General features: G+C 43.7%; 13 protein-coding genes and 1 pseudogene. 10 read left to right on the top strand and 4 right to left on the bottom strand.

The window, feature by feature from the left end; translation table 11 throughout:
* Positions 1-15: 15 nt before the first annotated feature.
* From P0G38_RS07235 to P0G38_RS07255, 5 genes are all read left to right on the top strand, one after another.
* A complete protein-coding gene (locus P0G38_RS07235; protein ID WP_016610972.1) occupies positions 16-1,659 on the top strand; it encodes a type 2 periplasmic-binding domain-containing protein in 1,644 nt (547 codons plus the stop codon).
* A 13-nt stretch (positions 1,660-1,672) separates the two neighbouring features.
* Positions 1,673-2,251, top strand: coding sequence for a YesL family protein (locus P0G38_RS07240; protein WP_115232481.1), 579 nt, complete (start codon positions 1,673-1,675; stop codon positions 2,249-2,251).
* 162 nt (positions 2,252-2,413) lie between these two features.
* The gene (locus P0G38_RS07245) at positions 2,414-4,042 is read left to right on the top strand and encodes a PTS transporter subunit EIIC (protein ID WP_115232480.1); all 1,629 of its coding nucleotides are present in this window, start codon (positions 2,414-2,416) and stop codon (positions 4,040-4,042) included.
* The gene (locus P0G38_RS07250; protein WP_034858513.1) at positions 4,042-5,373 is read left to right on the top strand and encodes a 6-phospho-alpha-glucosidase; all 1,332 of its coding nucleotides are present in this window, start codon (positions 4,042-4,044) and stop codon (positions 5,371-5,373) included. The genes P0G38_RS07245 and P0G38_RS07250 overlap by 1 nt, the downstream gene beginning before the upstream one ends.
* A 220-nt stretch (positions 5,374-5,593) precedes the next feature.
* Positions 5,594-6,967: a gluconokinase gene (locus P0G38_RS07255; protein WP_010749542.1), complete on the top strand. Its 1,374-nt coding sequence runs from the start codon at positions 5,594-5,596 to the stop codon at positions 6,965-6,967.
* Between the two features lie 18 nt (positions 6,968-6,985).
* Here the strand turns inward: P0G38_RS07255 and P0G38_RS07260 are convergent, their stop codons facing one another.
* Positions 6,986-7,726: a MurR/RpiR family transcriptional regulator gene (locus tag P0G38_RS07260; RefSeq protein ID WP_074932736.1), complete on the bottom strand. Its 741-nt coding sequence runs from the start codon at positions 7,724-7,726 to the stop codon at positions 6,986-6,988.
* Between the two features lie 151 nt (positions 7,727-7,877).
* On the opposite strand from P0G38_RS07260, the gene P0G38_RS07265 reads away from it, so the two are divergent.
* The 5 genes from P0G38_RS07265 (at position 7,878) to P0G38_RS07285 (ending at position 12,072) form a co-directional block, all read left to right on the top strand.
* Positions 7,878-8,630 (top strand): IclR family transcriptional regulator, encoded by a 753-nt coding sequence (locus tag P0G38_RS07265; protein WP_026008086.1) that lies wholly within the window; start codon positions 7,878-7,880, stop codon positions 8,628-8,630.
* Positions 8,631-8,740: 110 nt separating this feature from the next.
* Positions 8,741-9,388: a bifunctional 4-hydroxy-2-oxoglutarate aldolase/2-dehydro-3-deoxy-phosphogluconate aldolase gene (locus tag P0G38_RS07270; RefSeq protein WP_005229908.1), complete on the top strand. Its 648-nt coding sequence runs from the start codon at positions 8,741-8,743 to the stop codon at positions 9,386-9,388.
* Position 9,389: 1 nt separating this feature from the next.
* The gene (locus P0G38_RS07275; protein WP_115232477.1) at positions 9,390-10,388 is read left to right on the top strand and encodes a sugar kinase; all 999 of its coding nucleotides are present in this window, start codon (positions 9,390-9,392) and stop codon (positions 10,386-10,388) included.
* A 12-nt stretch (positions 10,389-10,400) separates the two neighbouring features.
* Positions 10,401-11,243, top strand: a complete 843-nt coding sequence (gene kduI / locus P0G38_RS07280; RefSeq protein ID WP_005229915.1) for a 5-dehydro-4-deoxy-D-glucuronate isomerase — start codon at positions 10,401-10,403, stop codon at positions 11,241-11,243.
* A 22-nt stretch (positions 11,244-11,265) separates the two neighbouring features.
* On the top strand, positions 11,266-12,072 hold the full coding sequence (locus P0G38_RS07285) for a gluconate 5-dehydrogenase (RefSeq protein WP_005229917.1): 807 nt from the start codon (positions 11,266-11,268) through the stop codon (positions 12,070-12,072).
* Between the two features lie 246 nt (positions 12,073-12,318).
* On the opposite strand, the pseudogene P0G38_RS17200 reads toward P0G38_RS07285, so the two are convergent.
* The 3 genes and pseudogenes from P0G38_RS17200 to P0G38_RS07305 form a co-directional block, all read right to left on the bottom strand.
* A pseudogene (locus tag P0G38_RS17200) lies at positions 12,319-12,934 on the bottom strand (GDSL-type esterase/lipase family protein).
* A 10-nt stretch (positions 12,935-12,944) separates the two neighbouring features.
* Complete coding sequence (uxaC, locus tag P0G38_RS07300; RefSeq protein ID WP_151195043.1) at positions 12,945-14,333, bottom strand: glucuronate isomerase; 1,389 nt, start codon at positions 14,331-14,333, stop codon at positions 12,945-12,947.
* A 20-nt stretch (positions 14,334-14,353) separates the two neighbouring features.
* Positions 14,354-15,865, bottom strand: a complete 1,512-nt coding sequence (locus P0G38_RS07305; RefSeq protein WP_275854848.1) for a UxaA family hydrolase — start codon at positions 15,863-15,865, stop codon at positions 14,354-14,356.
* Positions 15,866-15,872: the final 7 nt, after the last annotated feature.

The raw sequence follows: 15,872 nt of genomic DNA on the forward strand, positions 1-15,872 counted from the left end.
AAAGGAGAGAAAAAAATGAAAGCAAGCAAATTATTCTTAGGAATCGGTCTCGTATGTACATCAGTCGTGGTATTAGGCGCCTGTGGTAATTCCAACAGCGAGTCAAAAGGGGCTGCTGTAGTAGAAGATCTGCCAGAAGCTCGCTTTGAAGCAGACAAAGATACCCCAAGCTGGCAAAAAGACACTGACCATGAAGCGACCTTGAAGTGGTATGTCAACTTTGATTGGTATGCTCAGCCAGGTTGGGGAAAAGATACTGTGACGCGAAAAATCAAAGAAGATATGAATATCAATGTCGAATTTATTTCAGGGAATGATGAGAACCTTAACACGATGTTAGCTGGAGGCGATCTGCCAGATATCATGACCTTCGATAAAAATCTATCTGCTGCCAACGAAGCGACGAAATTTGCTTTACCACTGAATCTTTTGGCAGAAAAATACGATCCTTATTTCCTAGAACATGCAGCGAAGCCTGAATCTGTTCAATGGTTTACTTTAGAAGATGGCAATATCTATGGATACCCAAGCTTTTCAACGACTGCACAAGATTATGAGGACGGCAATGTAGTGGGAGATCAAGTCTTCATTGTCCGCAAAGATATTTACGAAGCATTAGGTGAACCTGATATGTCGACGCCCGAAGGATTTTTAGATGCGTTAAAACGGGCAAAAGAAGCATTTCCGACAGCAGATGATGGTGCTGCATTAGTCCCATTTGCTTCGACTGCATTAGACATTTCCAATGGCGGGGATGGCGCTTATGGTGGTACTTTGCAAGATTTTCTAAGCATTGCACCAAGTGTTGATGGGCAATTCAATGATCGAGACGCTGATGAGGAGTATATCACGTGGATCGAGACTTTTAGAAAAGCTTACAATGAAGGATACATCACCAACGACCAATTTTCAGACAATGACAACACGATGAAAGAAAAACTAGGGCAGGGCCGTTACTTTGCTTACTTGCATACAAACACGAAAGGACTCAATGAGTTCATGTCAGACAATAATGCCCGTAATCCTGAACAAACCTATATTGCCGTCGATGGGCCGAAGAATTCGAATGGCGATGATTCCACTTTTACTGGCGGAAATATTGGTGGATGGACACAAACCTTTATCACGACGTCGACAAAAGAACCCCAAAAAGCCATGGAGCTTTTGACCTATTTGGCAAGTGAATATGGCACGATGGTCACGACCTTTGGGATTGAAGGGGAAACATACAACCTCGTAGATGGCGTGGTTGAATACTCAGAGGAAACAGAGGCCTTACGAAATTCGGACATAGCTCGTTTTGACAAGGAAGTTGGGCTAGGTTCTTATTGGTTTGTTGGGAATGACAATTATGCTATCCAAATGGGACAAAAACCAGCTACATCGATTCGTCAGATGGTGGAATGGTCTCAAGATAAGTTAGCACCACGTTTTGAGATCGAAGACATTGATCCTCGCACCGGTTCTGAAGCAAGAAACCTCACTTCCATCAACACAGCAAGAGTGCAAGCGTTGGTCAACTTTATTCAAGCAGACTCTGAAGAAGCGGGACGTCAGATTTGGGAAGACTACTTACAAGAACGAGAAAACAATGGGTGGTCAGCAATCGTTGATTACCGAAATGAGAAAATCGCTGAAAATATTGAAAAACTAAACTAAAGGTGTGTGTGTGATGTTTGCTTTAGAGAGTCGTTTTTATCGTCTTTGCGAAGTTATTTTTCGTATGCTGGTTTTGAATCTCTTGTTTTTGGTGGTGTCGTTTCCGATCATCACGTTTCCTGCAGCTATGCGAGCGGTCGTAGATGCTTATGAACATCCTGAAGCAAAACTGCTACGCCCCTTCTTGAAAAACAGCAAAAACGCATTGTTGAAGACCCTACCATTAGGGGTCTTCAATCTCTTCTCATTTTTATGCGGACTCAGCTTGTGGCGTTCTGCTGCTTTGACGAATTCATTGTTTTTCTCTTTTTTGACCATCATTTTTCTTACATTTTTGTTGTCCTACAACATTAACCTGTATGTGATGCAATCAAAATTGCAAGATCGGCAAAACCTGTTTGACCTTTTTCGTAGTAGTTTTTTCTTTACGATGATGCACTACCATAAAGGGATCGGAATTTTAGTCCTAGCAGCGATCGGCTATTTCTTCACATGGCAATCAGCACCAAGTATCTTCTATCTGTTTTGTCTGTCTGGGCCCTTGTATTTTTATCAAAAAGTGTTGCATCTAAACAGAGTGGATCAATCTTGATTCACTCTGTTTTTTGCTTGTATTCGCCACTAGCAAGGAAGTAGACAGGATGAAACATGTTCCAATCTTTGAAACGCATTGAATTGAAAACGTTTGCTATTCTATTAGTAACAAATGTTTCCTATAATGAACCTACAAATCAACTACAAAGGAGTTTCCTCAATGAAAGAAAAAGTGATGGATGCGATGCAGAAATTCTCCAAGGCAATGTTTGTGCCCGTTTTGATTTTGCCGATCGCAGGGATATTGATTGCCGTTGGGAATGTGTTTACAAATGTCCGCTTGCTTGAGCAGTTTCCTTTTTTGGATAATCCGATAACCACCGGTTTTGGTAGTATCTTATCCGCTTCCTTATTACCGATTTTAACCAATTTAGGCATTATTTTTTGTGTTGGGATCGCTCTAGGGCTAGCCAATAAGAAAAAGGCTGAAGCGGGATTTACCGCGTTGTTGGGATATTTCGTCTTCTTAAATGCCATGAACAAATTCATGGAGCTTCGGGGGATGTTGGTTCCAGCCGATGCACTTCAAGGTTCAGGGCAAGCGATCGTTTTAGGGATCCAAGTGCTGGATATGGGGGTCTTTCTTGGCATCATTTTAGGAATCGTCGTGGCATTGGTCCACAATCGTTTCATCGATACGAGCTTTAACAATGCCTTTCAAGTTTATGGTGGCGCGCGCTTCGTCTTTATTGTCTTGATTCCGGTCGTCGTGTTGCTAGCCATCGTTTCCACGTTTGTATGGCCAGTAATACAAACTGGCATCGACGGTTTAGGCGGCATCATTCAACAAACGGGCAACTTTGGTATCTTCTTGTATGGTACGCTAGAACGCTTATTGATTCCAACTGGCTTGCATCACTTGATCTACACGCCGTTTTTGTATACTTCATTAGGCGGTGTCGCAGAAGTTGGCGGTCAAGTCTTTGAAGGGGCACGGAATATTTATTTTGCGGAAATTGCTGACCCAGCAGTCCGCGTATTATCGCAAAGTGTCATTTGGGACGCTCGTGGGATCTCAAAAATGTTTGGACTGATCGGTGCCTGTTTGGCGATGTATCAAACGGCAAAACCAGAAAATAAAGTCAAAGTCAAAGCCATTTTGATTCCCGCAGTTGTGACTTCCTTTATTGCAGGTGTGACTGAACCGATCGAATTTTCTTTTATGTTCGTGGCACCTGTTTTGTTCGTCATTCATTCTGCCCTTAGCGGCTTGAGCATGGTGGCGTTAAATCTCTTTGGTTCTCGCGCCATCGGACCGAATGGCTTCATCGACTTTCTTTTGTACAACTTGCCCTTAGGGATCGAGAAAACTCGCTGGCCAGTGTACTTGATCGTCGGGGTCGTCTTCTTCTTTCTTTATTACTTCTTGTTCCGCTTTTTGATCACGAAACTGAATTTGAAAACGGTCGGTCGTGAAGAAGAAGGGGCAGAGACCAAACTGTATTCGAAGAAAGAGTACAAAGAAAAACAACTTGCTGGAGCAGGTGTCGGGGTCATGGCGAGTGACCAAGCCGCCCCTAGTCCAACTAGTGAAACAAGTATCTCAGCAATCATCACCAAAGCGCTAGGTGGCGATGACAATATCAAAACCATCGACAACTGCTATACCCGCTTACGTTTAAAACTAAAGGATCCTGAACTCGTGGATGAAGCACTGCTAAAAGACGAAACACAAGCCAAAGGCGTGATCAAAAACGGTGAAAATGTCCATGTCGTTTACGGGTTGACCGTGCCGAAAGTGCGGGAAGAATTAGAAAATTATCTTGGAAGAGAAGGAGAGATTGAATGATGAAAAATTTTTCAGTAGTGATCGCAGGGGGCGGCAGTACTTTTACCCCGGGAATCGTTATGATGCTGCTTGACAATCAAGAACGCTTTCCTTTAAGAAAGCTGAAACTATACGACAATGATGAAGCACGTCAAGCGATCCTTGGTGAAGCCCTAGCGATTTTATTAAAAGAACAAGCACCGCAAATCGAATTTTCGTTTACGACGGATCCTGAAGAAGCCTTCAGCGATGTCGACTTCTGTATGGCGCATATCCGAGTAGGAAAGTATGACATGCGGGAAAAAGATGAAAAAGTCCCTTTGCGTCATGGCGTCTTTGGCCAAGAAACCTGTGGACCAGGAGGGATCGCTTATGGGATGCGCAGCATTACTGGTATGCTGGAGATCATTGATTACATGGAAAAATATTCCCCCGATTGTTGGATGCTGAATTATTCCAATCCAGCTGCAATCGTAGCTGAAGCGTGTCGGGTCTTGCGTCCGAAATCAAAGGTTCTGAATATCTGTGACATGCCCGTGGGCACGTTGCGTCGCATGTCGCAAATCATTGGCAAACAGCCAGAGGAACTAGAAGTTCGCTACTTTGGCTTGAATCATTTTGGCTGGTGGACCAGCGTCAAAGACAAAGAAGGCACGGAGTACATTCAAACCATTCGTGACTACGTTGCAGAACACGGCTATTTGACGCAGATCGAAGTGGATACCCAACATACTGACCCAAGTTGGCAAGACACCCACAAAAAAGCCAAAGACCTCTTGGCGCTCACACCAGAATATCTGCCAAATACGTACTTGAAGTATTATTTATACCCAGATTACGTCTACGAACACATGAAAGAACATCCAGAGTATACGCGTTCCAATGAAGTGATGGAAGGACGGGAAAAACGAGTGTTCGATCATGCCAAAAAGATCACTGCCCAAGGCTCTGCTGAAGGGATCGCCTTTGAGATTGATGCCCATGCAACCTTTATCGTTGATTTGGCACGCGCCATCGCTTTTAATACGCATGAGCGAATGGTCATGATTGTGGAAAACAACGGCGCGATTGCGAACTTCCCAGATGATGCCATGGTGGAAGTGCCATGTATCGTTGGTTCTGATGGACCAGAAGCCCTCGCTCAAGGAAAAATTCCTGCCTTCCAACAAGCGCTGATGTTTCAGCAGGTGACTGTGGAAAAATTAGTGGTCGAAGCATATGTGGAAAAGAGCTATCAAAAAATGTGGCAAGCGTTAAGCCTTTCCAAAACGATTCCTAGCGCAAAAGTAGCCAAAGAGTTGCTCGATGATTTGGTTTCGGAAAATGGTGATTACTGGCCAGGATTGTCTTGATTTGTTTCACATTTGCGAAACATTTGCTGATTGGATAACTGAAAGAGGAAGATTCTCCAAGAATCTTTCTCTTTTTTGATTTTTGGTGTGGAAGGATAATTCTCTGAAGAAAATCACCACGAAACGTCTTATCAACAAAACGATCAGACAGGTATACTAGAATATGCCACTAACTATGGTAGAATAAAGCTAATTGAATCAGATGAGAGGGAGCAATGCGATGTTTTTAGGGATTGATATCGGCACGACAGCCATAAAATTTGGGGTCATTGAAGATCGGAAAATCATTTACTCACAGTCATTACCAATCAAAACCCATAGCCACGGGTTAAAACAGACCCAATCAGCGACCCAGATCAGTAGCCAATTGATCAGTGGTGTCACAACGATTCCCGCTCAATTAAAAGCGGCAATCACAGTGATCGGGTTCAGTACCGCCATGCACAGTTTGATGCCAGTGGCTGGTGAGACAGCAGAAGAGATTTACATTTGGTCAGACAATCAAGCGAGTCAAACGATGACGGCCTTTCGTCAAACGGATCTGGCGGCAACGTTTTATGAAGAGACAGGGACACCGATCCATGCGATGTCACCCTTTGCGAAACTGGCTTATTTTCAAACGAATGGTTCATATTCCAAAGAGACGAAATGGTTTGGCTTAAAAGAACTAGCAATGGCGTTGTTTACCGGACAAGCACGGATCGATTATAGTACCGCATCAGCGACCGGTCTTTTTTCTTTGAAAGAAAAGCAATGGAGTCAAAAGATTCTCAATTATTTATCCCTTTCAAAAGCCCAGTTAGCGCCTTTATGTGCACCGACTGATCGTTTTTTGATTACCGAGGAGATGGCGCAGCGGTGTGGCTTGAAGCCTGAGGTAGAAGTGATGTGTGGGGCTAGCGATGGGTGTTTAGCAGCATATGCTGGCTATATTTCTACAGGGATCCGCAACAGCTTGACGATCGGAACCAGTGCGGCGGTTCGTAAAGTAAGTGAGACCACCGTCTTTGATCGCCAAAAACAAAATTTTTGCTACTATCTGCAAGATGACCTCTATGTCGTAGGGGCACCTTCAAACAATGGTGGCTGTGTCCTTGCTTGGGCAAAAGAGACCTTATCAGAAGATCCTGATGCGTTTTATCATTATCTGCCTCAAGTCATGGAGGAGTCGCCGATCGGCAGTAACGGCTTACGTTTTTTCCCCTATTTAAACGGGGAGCGGGCACCCTTTTGGACAAATGAGATCACAGGCGGCTTTTCTGGCTTGACACTGAAACACAATCGCTCAGACATGTTGCGGGCAGTCATCGAAGGCATGCTGATGAACATCGATTTATTAAAGCAAATGGCGCAGTTGGAAGGGGCAGTCACTGTAAGTGGTGGTTTCTTTCAAACAAAACTTTTAGGTCAAATGACCGCGGATGTGTTGGGGCTGACCTGTTATCTTTCCGATGAAAACGAACCGATATTCGGCTTGTATGATTTATACAAAAGCTCTGTTGTGCGGCAAGATCAGCCAGATGAAAAATTTGTTCCTGATCCGCAGAACCAAGCGCTCTATCAAGAACTGGCAAAAACCTATTTTCAAGCATAAGCAAAAACCAGCAATCCACTAGGGTTGCTGGTTTTCTTTTTCAACATGGGTAAAAGCGTCGACGATATATTCCATCAATAAGAGCAGCTTACCAAAGAAGCTAGTGTACTGGATGTTTTGGGTGTCGTAGGGACGTTCATCGGTCACTTCAAAGGAAAAGGTCGCTAGTTGATTAGCGCGATGATCACCGTTCCCGCAAAACAAAACAGTTGGTATGTGATGTTCATTGGCTAATGTCATCTTCTCCAGTACTTTTTGTGTTTCGCCAGATTTAGAGATGGTGATCAGCATACTGATGTTCTCGATGTTGTTACTAATGATCCCACCTGAGTCAGAAGCACTGACTAATAAGGTTTTGATGCCGTTGACAAGCATTTTTTTGTGGAGGTATTCTGCCACGATCCCAGAAAAACCTGTTGCATAAATCGTAATAAACTTGTCCTTGTTTCGTTCATAGATTTCTTTGATCGCGTCGATCGTATCTGCAATACTGGCAGCGTCAATTTGGTAATCGATGGCGGCTTCAGTGATCGTCTGATTTTTCAAGCGATTCTTTAAGAAGTAAAGTAGCTCTAGATAGCCAGAAAAACCTAATTTTTGCGCAAGCCGCACGATGGTTGCGGGAGAAGTGTAGATCGCTTTAGCGATTTCTCTTAAGGGCAGTCCATCGATCGCAGCGGTATTTGCAAGCAAATAATCAAGGATTTGCAGCTCATTGTCAGTCAATTTTTTTCCTTTGATCAATACATTTAAGTCCATTGTTCGGCACTCCTTTGTCTTGTCTTCATCATACAATGAATAACGACAGAAAGTAAAATGGGAATCGCGTCATGCTGATATATAGGAAAAAAGATTGTGCATTTCCTAGAAAGATATTATAATTTCTTATATAGAAAATAAAGGTGGAGAAATGATGACGCAAAAACCATATGGAACCGTACTACTAAAAGCAGCAACCATTTTAGATTATCTCGCAGAAGCGCCAAGTAAACCATTGCAAGAAATTTCAGAAGCAACGAAACTAACCCCATCCACAGCTTTGAAAATATTAGAAACGCTGCAAATGATCGGCTATGTCAAACGCGACAAAGAGAAGAATTATCGCTTAGGGTCTAAGCTGATCAAGTATGCCAATCAAAACATTCAAGAGCTTGATTTAGTGGAAATCAGCTTGCCTTACTTGGAAGCATTGCAGAAAACGGCGGATGAAACGATCCACTTAGGGGTCTTGACTGCCAATGAGATTCTTTATGTCAATAAATTGGAGCCCCACAATCAAACGATCCGCATGTCTTCAAAAGTAGGGATCACAAGACCGTTGTATAGCTCTGCCATGGGGAAAGCCGTTTTAGCGGAGTTTGATGCCCCTCAAGTGGAAGAATATTTGGCAGCAACGCCTTTAACCGCTTATACGGAAAACACCATTACGAATCAGTTGAAGTTGAAGAAAGAATTGGAACAGGCAAAAGAAAACCAAGTAGCGTTTGATGATGAAGAAATGGAACAAGAAATCTATTGCATCGGCGCCTCACTGATAAAGGATCAGGAGATCGTTGGGGCGTTTTCTATCAGCCTACCGAAATACCGTTTGACCCCAGAATACAAATCGACATTGATCGATGCGATTATTGCGACAAAACAACAAATTGAACAAGCATTATAAACTTTTTAGTGGAAAGCCCTTGCAAATAAAAACGAGAACGGTATAATAAACGTGTAAGTTTCTTTATAATAAATACCATTTTCCAAATAGGAAATAAATGGAGGGTCTCAATGAAAAAAGTAGCGAATTTAATGAAACTAAAGGAAAGCGGCGTGATCGCTGTTGTGCGTGGCGCTTCTAAAGAAGAAGCACTACAAGCAAGTAAAGCGATCGTTGCGGGGGGGATCACTGGCATTGAGTTGACTTTTACAGTGCCTCAAGCGGCAGATGTAATCGCTGAATTAGTAGCAACCTTCAAAGATAATCCAGAGGTAGTCGTTGGTGCTGGGACCGTTCTTGATGCAGTGACCGCTCGCTTAGCGATCATGGCAGGAGCACAATATGTGGTAAGCCCAACCTTTGATCAAGAAACGGCTGAATTATGTAATTTATATCAAATCCCGTATCTGCCTGGTTGCATGACCATTTCAGAAATGAAGGACGCCTTAAAAGCAGGCGCAGATATCATTAAACTATTCCCAGGTAGTGCGTATGGACCAAGTATCATCTCGGCCTTCAAAGCGCCATTGCCACAATTAAACATTATGCCGACCGGTGGTGTCAGCTTAGACAACATGCAAGAATGGTTTGCGGCGGGTGTCGTAGCCGTTGGTGTAGGGGGGAATTTGTTAGCGCCAGCAGCAAGTGGGGATTTTGACAAAGTAACAGAAGTAGCGAAACAATATGCGGCAAAATTAAAAGAGATTCGAGGAAAGTAAGATGGCAAACATTCTGACACTAGGAGAAATCATGTTGCGTCTATCGACAACGTTAGGCGACCGAATCGCCCATAGTTCGATGTTTGCTGCCCATTATGGCGGTGGAGAAGCCAATGTTGCGATCTCCTTAGCGAATTTTGGTCATCGCGTTTCTTTTGCTAGTAAAGTGCCTGAGAATGCTTTAGGAGATGCCGTTTTTCATCATTTACGAAGCTATGGCGTCGATTGTCGCCACGTGCTTCGTGGCGGTTCCCGACTAGGTACTTACTATATTGAAACCGGTATCGGGGAACGAGCAGCGCGAGTGGTTTATGATCGCGCAGGCTCTAGCTTCGCTCAAATGAAAGAAAATGAGTGGCAATCTGACCTTTTTGATGGGGTTGACATTGTTCACCTTTCAGGGATCACGCCCGCTCTTTCAACGACTTGGCAGACACTTTTACTGACGTTGATCAAAGAAGCGAAAGCAGCTGGTTGTAAAATCAGTTTCGATATCAATTATCGTGGAAAACTGTGGACGACCGCTGAAGCACGCGTCTTTTTGCAAGAAGTGCTCCCCTATGTCGATTATTGCTCGGCAGGACAGTTAGATGCCCAAGTCTTTATGGATGTATCAGCTCCAACAGAGGAAGTCGAAGATGACTACTATTATCAAGAAATGCATCGGAAATATCCAAATATCCAGCTCTTTTATTCAACTAGTCGTCAGGTGCTCTCAGCAAGTCACAATCAATTGACAGGAAGCCTATGGCACAACGGCAATTATGTCGTTTCTGCTACCCATGAGATCAATCCCATCGTTGATCGCGTCGGAGGCGGCGATGCCTTTTCAGCTGGTATCCTACATGGTCTTGTCACGAAGAAACAAGACCAAGAAATCATTGATTTTGCCACTGCAGCATCTGCTTTGAAACATACGATCCATGGCGACTGTAATCAGTTTAGCGCCAATGAGATACAAGAATTTATTGCAACAGGTTCAGGAAAAATTATCCGATAGGAGGAATAAAACATGCAACACATGGAAACACGCTATACCCATAGTCCACTTGATATTCGTCACTATAGTACCGAGGAATTACGCAGAGAATTTTTGGTAGAGAAAATTTTCACACCAGGACAAATCATGCTGACCTATACCCACAATGATCGGATGATCTTTGGCGGAGTGACACCGACAGAAGAAGCGTTAGAAGTGCAATTAAGCAGCGAATTAGGGGTGGAATACTTCTTAGAACGTCGCGAATTAGGCGTCATCAATATTGGAGGACCTGGTGCGATCACGATCGATGGCCAAAAAGAACCAATGAAAAAACAAGACGGCTACTATATCGGCAAGGAAACCAAACAAGTCTTGTTCCACTCAGATGATCCAGCAAATCCAGCGAAATTCTATCTATCTTGCGTGCCAGCACATAAGAAATACCCAAATGTAAAAATCAGTATCGATCAAGTCACACCAATGGAGACAGGCGAGGGCTTGACATTAAATGAACGGAAAATTTATCAATACATTCACCCAAATGTTTGTGAAAGCTGTCAATTACAAATGGGGTACACGATCTTAGAACCAGGCAGTGCTTGGAATACGATGCCAAGTCATACCCATGAACGTCGGATGGAAGCATATGTGTATTTTGATTTTGCCAACGAAGACACAAAAGTGTTCCATATGATGGGCAAACCAGATGAAACGAAGCATTTAGTCGTTAGTGAAGAACAAGCAGTTATTTCTCCAAGCTGGTCGATCCATTCGGGTGTTGGAACCAGTAATTACTCCTTTATCTGGGCAATGTGTGGCGAAAATATCACCTATACCGACATGGATATGGTGGCAATGGACGACTTAAAATAAAAAGAAAGAGGGTTTATCAATTATGGATTTTTCAATGGATCAATTTCGTTTAGATGGTAAGATCGCATTAGTGACTGGAGCTGTCTATGGGATCGGTTTTACGATCGCTCGTTCATTAGCAGCAGCAGGAGCAACGATCGTTTTTAACAACTTGGATCAAGAATCAGTGGATAAAGGATTAGCAAACTATCGTGAAGCAGGGATCGAAGCCCACGGCTATGTCTGTGATGTAACGGATGAAAAAGCAGTCAACGAAATGGTCAAGCAGATCGAAGAAGAAGTTGGCGTGATCGATATCTTAGTCAATAATGCTGGGATCATCAAACGGATCCCGATGTTGGAGATGTCTGCTGAAGACTTCCGCCAAGTCGTTGACGTGGACTTGAACGCTCCATTTATCGTTTCAAAAGCAGTCTTACCGTCAATGATCAAAAAAGGACATGGAAAAATCATCAACATTTGCTCAATGATGAGTGAATTGGGAAGAGAAACGGTGGCTGGTTACGCAGCGGCTAAAGGCGGCTTGAAAATGTTGACGAAAAACATTTGTGCTGAATTTGGTTCAGCTAACATTCAATGTAATGGGATCGGGCCTGGTTATATTGCAACACCGCAAACCGCACCATTACGAGAGATCCAACCAGACGGTTCTCGTCACCCATTTGATCAATTTATCGTAGCGAAAACACCTGCTGCCCGTTGGGGTGAGCCAGAAGATTTAGCAGGACCAACGGTTTTCTTAGCTTCTGAGGCATCCAACTTTGTCAATGGCCATGTCTTATATGTAGACGGCGGTATCTTGGCGTATATCGGGAAACAACCTGAATAAAACAATCAGTAGTAAGGATGGGGACGATTGCAATCGTTCCCATTTTTATGGTCCAACACCCAAGAAATGCAGGGCTTTAAAAATAAATGGGTTGAAGCAAAGGAATGGCAAACAAATCTTTTAAAAAGAATCAAAAGCAAAACGCTGTGAAGGAAAATGTTCTTCGCAGCGTTTTGCTTGAGTAGCTCTTTTTCAAATCAGGTAGCGTATTTATGTTAGGGGAAGATTTAACACGAACAATGAGTTTCAATCTAACAAAACTTGTTGTGCAAGCGGTAATGGAGCATTTGTCAAACATTTGGCAACTAATTTGGCGACGGCTGTAGCACCTTGGTCATTCAAATGCGTGTTATCCGTAATGCCGGCTGGATAATTGGGGTGCTGGTTTTTTTCTAAATGAAGAAAATAGTTTTTCGCCTGTTGTGGTTCCAGTGCTGAAAAAAACCGTTGTGTTGCGACAAAAAGATCCAGACAGACCACATCCAAGGAGGTAGCCAAAGCACGCATTGCTTCTGGGTAAGGACCGACTGCCAAAGGATCAAGTTGCTGTTGGTCTTGCCGTTTGCACGAAGGTTGCTAAATTATGCTGATATTCTACAGGTGTCGTACCACGACTATCTGTTTTTTGATCGTTGTGTCCAAATTGAATCAAGAGATAATCACCAGCATATAGTTCTTTTTTTGCCTGCAACAAGCGTCCTTCTTCAATGAAGCTTTTGGAGGAACGCCCATTTTTTGCCAAGTTGACGATTTGATGCTGGGGGAGATAGCGTGAGATCTTTTCACCCCAGCCCGTTTCTGGACGAGCGCTAGGCTCTTTGATCGATGCGGTGGAATCACCGACGATGACGATTTTTTCCATTGTCTTTCTCCTAAAATTTGAAGTAGTTGTTGGCGTTTTGATAACAGACATTTTCTACTAATGGTTTTAGCTGACGAAGATCAGCAGGTGCTTCACCACGTACAACGATCTCAGCAAGCCATTCACAAAAGACGCGTCGGAAATATTCATGACGGGTGTAAGACAAAAAGCTTCTTGAATCCGTCAGCATGCCGACAAAGTTAAAGATCACACTGCCATCTGCGAATTTCGTCAATTGGTGACGCATGCCTGCGCGGGTGTCGTTATACCACCAGCCAGATCCTAACTGCAATTTATTATTGCCTTCTTGCTGGAAGCACCCCATCAAAGCGACGAGTGCATCATAGTCATTGGGATTTAAGGAGTAGAGAATCGTTTGAGGCAAATGGTCCTGCGCATCAGCGGCGTTCAATAATTTCTGCAAGCTTTGAGTCAGTGGTTGATCATTGATGCCATCGTAGCCCGTATCTGGTCCTAAGCGCTCAAACATTCGTTGATTGCAGTTACGATACGCATGGACATGCAGTTGCATCGTCCAACCATGTTCGTGATACAGCTTCATCAGTTCAACTAGAACATTGGTTTTGAAGAACGAGACTTCGTTTTCCTCCAAAGATTCTCCAGCTAATGCTTTGGCAAAAATTGCTTCTAGGGATAACTGTTCGTCTGCAGCATACACTAAAGTATCCAGCGCATGGTCAGACAAGCGGCAGTGATGCTGGTGAAAGTAGGTTACACGATCTCGCAAGGCTCTCAAGAAAGCATCGTAGGTAGTGATCGCGTTTTCGACACTCTTTTCGAGTTTGGTAACATAGGTAAGAAAATTCGGATTATCGATTTGTAACGCTTTGTCAGGTCGAAAGGTCGGCAAGACCCGAAAACGTTGCTCGGTTTGGCTTAATTGGTGATGATAGTGAAGATCATCGACTGGATCATCTGTGGTGCAAACGATCTCGACGTTACTGCGAGCAATCAAAGCTCTTCGGGTAAAGTCTTTTTGCTGCAATTTTTCGTTGCATAGCCTCCACAAAGTTTCGGCATTTTCTTCAGTAACGGGAAGATCGATCTCAAAAAATCGCTTTAATTCTAAATGGGTCCAACTGTAAAGGGGATTTCCCACCAATTTTGGCACTGTTTGACACCATGCCAAAAATTTTTCATAATCACTGGCATTGCCCGTAATCGCTTCTTCGGGTACGCCACAAGCGCGCATCAATCGCCATTTGTAATGATCACCACTTAGCCATGCCTCGGTGATAGTTTTAAACGGCCGATCCTCATAGATTTCTTTCGGGTCTAGGTGGCAGTGGTAATCAATAATCGGCAGCTCTTTGGCATAGTCATGGTATAGTGTTTGAGCAATTTCATTTGGCAATAAATAGTTTTCATTTAAAAACATGTCGGACCTCTTTTCTTTGATTATAGTGTCACGCCATTTTTAAAGATGGCGATCTCACGAACGTTGTTGGCTTCATTACGCGTCGGTTTTCCACTGGCAGTATCGATGATCGCTTGAATAAAATCTTCCAGCACGACCTCCATCGGCTCTTCCAACAAGCGACCAGCGTTGAAATCCATCCAGTGGGGTTTCTTATGATAAATCTCTTGATTTGTGGCAACTTTCATGGTCGGCACATAGGCACCAAATGGCGTGCCGCGACCAGTGGTAAATAAGACGAGTTGGCAATCGGCAGAAGCCAGTGCAGAAGCGGCAACAAGGTCGTTTCCTGGACCTTCCAGCAGGCTCAAGCCTGGCTTACGGAGTTTTTCCCCATATTTTAAGACATCGACGACAGCGGAAGTCCCAGATTTTTGGGTACAGCCTAATGACTTATCTTCTAGCGTAGTGATACCGCCTGCCTTATTGCCAGGAGAAGGATTTTCATAGACTGGTTCACCGTATGCAAGGAAATAATCTTTAAAGTCGTTGATTAGATGGAGAATTTTTTCAAAGGTGGCTTCATCTTGTGCACGCGCCATCAAGACTTGTTCAGCGCCAAACATTTCGGGTACTTCCGTCAAGACTGTACTGCCACCTTGAGAAACTAAAAAGTCAGAAAATGCCCCCAACAAAGGGTTGGCGGTGATCCCAGAAAACCCGTCGGAACCCCCACATTTTAACCCGATCTTTAGCTCACTCAAGGGAACGGCTTCTCGTTGATCCTCTTTTGCTGCTTCCAGTAATTCTTCTAATAAGCTTTCGCCGACCGCAATTTCATCGTCGCTTTCCTGTGCCACCATAAATTTGACGCGCTTTGGATCGTAGTCACCCAGGTTTTTCTTAAACTCGGGAACGGTGTTGTTCTCACAACCTAAGCCAAAGACCAAGATGCCACCGGCATTTGGATGATGCACCGCATCAATTAAAATTTGACGGGTGTTTTGATGATCTTGGCCTAACTGAGAGCAGCCGTAGGGATGTTTAAGGATCGTAATATGATCAAAAGTGCCAAGATCCGGATGATTCTTCTTGAAGTTTTCAACAATGATCTCTGCGATGCCATTGATACAACCAACTGTTGGCACGATCAGTAAATCATTACGAATTCCAACTTTGCCGTTTGCCCTACGGTACCCTTGGAACGTCGCAGCCCTTTTTGGATAACGGACGGGATGCAAATCGGGAGCATAGGTGTATGTTAAGGTGCCAGAAAGGTTGGTTTTGACATTGTGGGTATGCAACCATTGGCCAGTTTTCACGTCAGCTAAGAGATGTCCAATGGGATAGCCATATTTGATCACGTCTTGTGATTGTGCGAGGTCTTTGAGGGCGATTTTGTGTCCTTGTGGAATATCCTCAAAAAGGGTGATCGTTTTGCCTTCAAATGCAAGGGTCGTTTTAGCAGCTAGTGGTTTTAATGCGACTGCGACATTGTCTTTAGGGTGCAATTTCAATAGTTGCGCGGGTGTTTCTGTTAATGTGCTGGACATAAAGATT

It is taken from the genome of Enterococcus casseliflavus, from assembly GCF_029215545.1.
Taxonomy (GTDB): Bacteria; Bacillota; Bacilli; order Lactobacillales; family Enterococcaceae; genus Enterococcus_D; species Enterococcus_D casseliflavus.

Coding starts and splice junctions, on each gene's coding strand:
- P0G38_RS07275 (WP_115232477.1), top strand. CDS start 9,390: ATGGCAAACATTCTGACACTAGGAGAAATCATGTTGCGTCTATCGACA.
- P0G38_RS07270 (WP_005229908.1), top strand. CDS start 8,741: ATGAAAAAAGTAGCGAATTTAATGAAACTAAAGGAAAGCGGCGTGATC.
- uxaC (WP_151195043.1), bottom strand. CDS start 14,333: ATGTTTTTAAATGAAAACTATTTATTGCCAAATGAAATTGCTCAAACA.
- P0G38_RS07255 (WP_010749542.1), top strand. CDS start 5,594: ATGTTTTTAGGGATTGATATCGGCACGACAGCCATAAAATTTGGGGTC.
- P0G38_RS07235 (WP_016610972.1), top strand. CDS start 16: ATGAAAGCAAGCAAATTATTCTTAGGAATCGGTCTCGTATGTACATCA.
- P0G38_RS07285 (WP_005229917.1), top strand. CDS start 11,266: ATGGATTTTTCAATGGATCAATTTCGTTTAGATGGTAAGATCGCATTA.
- P0G38_RS07240 (WP_115232481.1), top strand. CDS start 1,673: ATGTTTGCTTTAGAGAGTCGTTTTTATCGTCTTTGCGAAGTTATTTTT.
- P0G38_RS07260 (WP_074932736.1), bottom strand. CDS start 7,726: ATGGACTTAAATGTATTGATCAAAGGAAAAAAATTGACTGACAATGAG.
- P0G38_RS07305 (WP_275854848.1), bottom strand. CDS start 15,865: ATGTCCAGCACATTAACAGAAACACCCGCGCAACTATTGAAATTGCAC.
- kduI (WP_005229915.1), top strand. CDS start 10,401: ATGCAACACATGGAAACACGCTATACCCATAGTCCACTTGATATTCGT.
- P0G38_RS07250 (WP_034858513.1), top strand. CDS start 4,042: ATGAAAAATTTTTCAGTAGTGATCGCAGGGGGCGGCAGTACTTTTACC.
- P0G38_RS07245 (WP_115232480.1), top strand. CDS start 2,414: ATGAAAGAAAAAGTGATGGATGCGATGCAGAAATTCTCCAAGGCAATG.
- P0G38_RS07265 (WP_026008086.1), top strand. CDS start 7,878: ATGATGACGCAAAAACCATATGGAACCGTACTACTAAAAGCAGCAACC.